4 protein-coding genes are annotated in these 3,728 nt (G+C 76.2%); 1 reads left to right on the plus strand and 3 read right to left on the minus strand.

All coding sequences use genetic code 11. From position 1 onward, the window contains the following. On the plus strand, positions 1–1,213 hold a 1,213-nt coding region (locus tag ABZ646_RS42520), incomplete at its 5' end, for an FAD-binding domain-containing protein (protein WP_360531955.1). A 3-nt stretch (positions 1,214–1,216) separates the two neighbouring features. Here ABZ646_RS42520 and ABZ646_RS42525 read toward each other — a convergent pair. From ABZ646_RS42525 to ABZ646_RS42535, 3 genes are all read right to left on the minus strand, one after another. Further along, a complete protein-coding gene (locus ABZ646_RS42525; protein WP_360531958.1) occupies positions 1,217–2,245 on the minus strand; it encodes a cobalamin B12-binding domain-containing protein in 1,029 nt (342 codons plus the stop codon). A gap of 20 nt (positions 2,246–2,265) precedes the next feature. Further along, complete coding sequence (locus tag ABZ646_RS42530) at positions 2,266–2,853, minus strand: sigma-70 family RNA polymerase sigma factor (protein ID WP_360531961.1); 588 nt, start codon at positions 2,851–2,853, stop codon at positions 2,266–2,268. 110 nt (positions 2,854–2,963) lie between these two features. Next, the coding region (locus tag ABZ646_RS42535; protein WP_360531964.1) for an MMPL family transporter at positions 2,964–3,728 on the minus strand (765 nt) is incomplete at its 5' end.

The following is a 3,728-nucleotide window of genomic DNA, read 5'->3' on the forward strand; positions in this document are numbered from 1 at the left end:
CGCCGACTGCCTGGGTGACATGGACACCCGGGTGGGGGAGGGGGGGGGGGGGTTGGTGCTGCGCGCGGGCCACCCGGTCACGGTGGGGGGCGGGGCGGCCGCCGAGGCGGCCGCCGACGAGGTGCACATGGCGGGTGACGTGAGCGCCTTCGCGCACGCGCGTGAGCGGCGGCTGCGCCGGGCCCTGGAGGCCGAGGGGCGGCGCCTGTACGTGCACGACACGGTGAGCACGGCCGTGCCGCCGGGCGCGGTGACCCCGGCGTCCTCCGACCACTTCGCGGTGTTCACGCCCTACCACCGGCAGTGGTCCGCCCACGGTCTGCGGGACGTGCTGGAGGCCCCGCGTACGGTCACCGTGCCCGAGGAGGTGGGCTCCGCCCCGCTGCCGGAACGCGGCGACGTGAACGGGGTGTCCGCGGGACTGTGCGCGGGCGGCGAGACGGAGGCCCGGCGCAGGCTGGCCGCGTGGCTGCGCTCCGGCGTGACCTCGTACGAGGACGGGCACGACGACCTGGCGGGCGACGCCACCTCCCGGCTCTCCCCCCACCTGCACTTCGGCACGCTGTCGCCGGTCGAGGTGGTGCACCGGGCCCGCCGGGCGGGCGGGCCGGGCGCGGAGGCGTTCGTACGGCAGATCGCCTGGCGCGACTTCCACCGCCAGGTGCTCGCCGCACGCCCCCGGGCCGCCGTCCGCGACTACCGCACCAAGCGCGACCGGTGGCGCCGCGGCAGGGGCGCGGAGGCGGACGCCGCGGCGTGGCGGGAGGGCCGCACCGGCTACCCGGTGGTGGACGCGGCGATGCGGCAGCTGCGCTACGAGGGCTGGATGCACAACCGGGGCCGGCTGCTGGCCGCGAGCCTCCTCACCAAGACGCTGTACGTCGACTGGCGCGTGGGCGCCCGGCACTTCCTGGACCTGCTGGTCGACGGCGACCTGGCGAACAACCAGCTGAACTGGCAGTGGATGGCCGGTACGGGCACCGACACCCGGCCCAACCGGGTGCTCAACCCCGTCACCCAGGGCAAGAAGTACGACCCGGACGGGGCGTACGTGCGCCGCTGGGTGCCGGAACTGGCGGACGTGAAGGCGGCCCATGTGCACGAGCCGTGGAAACTTCCCGCGCAGGAACTCGCGAGGACCGGTTACCCCGAGCCGGTGGTGTCCCTGGCGGAGGGCCTGGACCGCTTCAGGCGGGCCCGGGAGCGCTCCTGACAGTCATCCGGCGGCGCCGCTCCCGGCTCCGCACAGCCCGCGCAGCGCTTCCACCGCCTGCGCCAGTCCGGCCGGCCTGAGCACCTCGGCGGGCTGGGTCCGGCTCCAGCCGGGGCCGCCCAGCAGCACCGCCGGACCACGGCGGGCCCCCTTCATGCCCCAGCGCAGCGCGGCGACGTGCCGGGCCAGGGCGGGGGCGGCCCGTGCGCTGTCCTGGGCCCACAGCACGACCGCCACCGGGCCGAGCCTGCGCACCGCCGCGTCCAGCGCCTCGACGGGCACCGCCGCTCCCAGCATGCGCACCGGCAGACCCTCGCGGCCGAGCGCCGCGTGCAGCGCCTCCAGCGGCAGGGTGTGCTGTTCGCCGGGCGCACAGGCCAGCAGGACGCAGCCGGCCGCCGGTGCGGCCACCGGGACGACGGGCGGCGCGCTGCGGCGCAGCACCGTGGACACATGCCAGGCGAGCAGGTGTTCCACCTCGACGTACCGGTCCTCGGAGGAGGCCCAGCGGCGTCCCACGGCGCGCAGCGTCGGAGCCATCACCTCCTGCCAGGCGACCACCACGCCGTACCGCTCGACGGCCGCGGTGAGCTGTTCCTCGAGGGCGGGAGCGTCCAGCCGTACGGCGGCGCGGGCCAGGCCGCGGCACTCCAGACGCACGTCACCGAGGGGCAGCGCGCCGGCGACCCGGGACCGCGCGGCGGTCGGCGGGAGCGCCGGGGCGGCGGTACCTTGCGCGGGCGGCGGTCCGGCGGCGGCCGTACGGGCGGCGCGGGCCGCGTCGGCCGGCGGCACGCCGGTCGCCGTCAGCCTGCACATCTCCTCGACCGTGGCCACGTCCCCCGCCGTCCAGCGCCGGTGCCCGCCGCCGGTGCGTGCGGTCGGTCCGATGCCGTAGCGGCGGTCCCACGAGCGCAGGGTCATGGGCGAGACGCCGAGGCGGCGGGCCAGCACACCCGTGGTCACACCGGCGCCGGCCGGTACGGCGGGGGGTTCGGGCGGGGGCTGCCCGGCGGGGCTCGCGGTGGTCATGTGTTCCTCTTCCGGCCTTCCTACGCGACCTCGCCGTCCAGGCACCGGCCCAGACGGAGCAGGCCGCGCCGGGCGTGGCTCTTGACCGTACCCAGCGGCCAGCCGGTGACATGGGCGATCTGCGTCTGCGTCAGGTCACCGTAGAACGCCAGGCACAGCACCCGCCGCTGGGCCTCGGGAAGACGGCGCAGCTCCCGGGTGACGTCCACGCGGTTCAGGACCGCGTCGTGCGCGTTCGACGCATCCGGCGGACGGGTCGACTCGCGCGCGGCCGCCGCGGCGGCGACGTCGGTGCGCCGGGTGCGGGCGGACAGGGCGTCGGCGATCTTGCGCCGGGCGATGCCCACGAGCCAGGCGGGCAGCGGCCCGCGGTCCGGGCGGTAGCCGTGGCGGCCGTGCCAGGCGGCGAGGAACACCGTCTGGGCGACGTCCTCGGCCTCCGCGCCGTCGCCCAGCGAATTCCGGGCCAGGGAGAGGACAAGAGGGGACCAGCGGCGGTAGACCGCCTCCAGGCCGCCCTCGTCCCCGGCCACGAAGCGCAGGGCCAGCGCGCTGTCCGGATCCGTCGTGGGCACGGGCGGGGTCTCGGTCATGGCGACTGCGGTCATGTGGCTGCTCCTGGTACCGGATCGCTCCTCGTACGGGATTGCTCCCTGCCTCACCACCACCGTCCGTCCCGCGCTCCCGCTCCGGCAACTCGCATCGAGTCTGCATCGGGTCACCCGGCGCCGGGCCGGGTGGGCCACCACACGCGGTCCCCGGCGTCCCGTACGAGCGCCGGGACCAGCAGGGAACGCACCACCAGGGTGTCCAGCAGCACGCCGAACGCGACGATGAAGGCGATCTGCACCAGGAAGGCCAGCGGAATCACGCCGAGCGCCGCGAAGGTGGCGGCCAGCACCACCCCGGCGGAGGTGATGACGCCGCCGGTGGTGACGAGCCCGCGCCGGACGCCCTCGCGGGTGCCGTGCCGCAGGGTCTCCTCCCGGACCCGGGACATCAGGAAGATGTTGTAGTCGACGCCGAGCGCCACCAGGAAGACGAACCCGTACAGCGGCACGGACGGGTCGGTGCCGCTGAAACCGAGCAGGTCGCGGAAGACCAGCGCGGCCACGCCGAGGGTCGCGGTGAAGTTGAGGCCGACGGTCAGCACCAGCAGGACGGGTACCGCGAAGGAGCGGAGCAGCAGCACGAGGATGGTCAGGATGACGGCGAGCACCACCGGGACGATGACCGTGCGGTCGCGTTCGGCCGCGCGCAGGGTGTCGTACTGCTGCGCGGTGTGGCCGCCCACGAGGGCGTCCGCGCCGGGCAGGGCGTGCAGCGAGGTGCGCAGCCGGGCCACGGTGTCGCGGGCGGCCTGGGTGTCGGGAGCGGCCTTCGCGGTCGCCTCGAACCTGACCCGGCCGCCCGCCGGCTGCGGTTCGGCCGCCGGACGGCCCTGCGCGCCGGTCGCGGTCACCGCGGCGATGCCCGGGGTGGC

This window comes from Streptomyces sp. NPDC007162 (genome assembly GCF_040634175.1).
GTDB lineage: Bacteria > Actinomycetota > Actinomycetes > Streptomycetales > Streptomycetaceae > Streptomyces.